The sequence below is a fragment of the Myxococcus sp. CA033 genome (assembly GCF_013336625.1).
Lineage (GTDB): Bacteria > Myxococcota > Myxococcia > Myxococcales > Myxococcaceae > Myxococcus > Myxococcus llanfairpwllgwyngyllgogerychwyrndrobwllllantysiliogogogochensis.
Genome location: NZ_JABUMU010000099.1, coordinates 1 through 397, shown reverse-complemented (window position 1 = coordinate 397; position 397 = coordinate 1). Strand labels below are relative to the sequence as shown.

Here is a 397-nt window from a genome sequence, read left to right as displayed (position 1 = left end):
AGCAGCAGGTCCGTCGCGCCGCTCGGCAGCAGCTTGTCCGCGCCTTGGTAGGCCACCCGCAGGCCCGTCTGGAGCGCGTCGCGCGCCAGGTCCTTCGGGTCCGGGAGCACCTGCTTCAGCTTGTCCGTCACCGGATTGTGCTTCACCACCTCGAACACGTCCTTCGAGGTGTCGACGACCGTGTTCTTCGCGTCCTTCGCCTTGTCGACGACCGCGTCCTTCGCGTCCTTCGCCTTGTCGACGACCGCGTCCTTCGCGTTCTTGGCGGTGTTGGTGACCGCGCTCTTCACATCGCGGAAGCTCGGGACTTTAAAATTCATGACAGGCCTCTGGGGGGTGTGGGGGCCAGCAGCAAATGACCTACAAAAGAGTTATCGGTCCCTCACTTCCACGGTTT

General features: G+C 63.0%; 1 protein-coding gene. It reads right to left on the bottom strand.

The window, feature by feature from the left end; genetic code table 11:
• Positions 1-320, bottom strand: a 320-nt coding sequence (locus HUA78_RS45805) for a hypothetical protein (RefSeq protein ID WP_217442887.1), incomplete at its 3' end; no start/stop codon positions are given.
• Between the last annotated feature and the right edge of the window lie 77 nt (positions 321-397).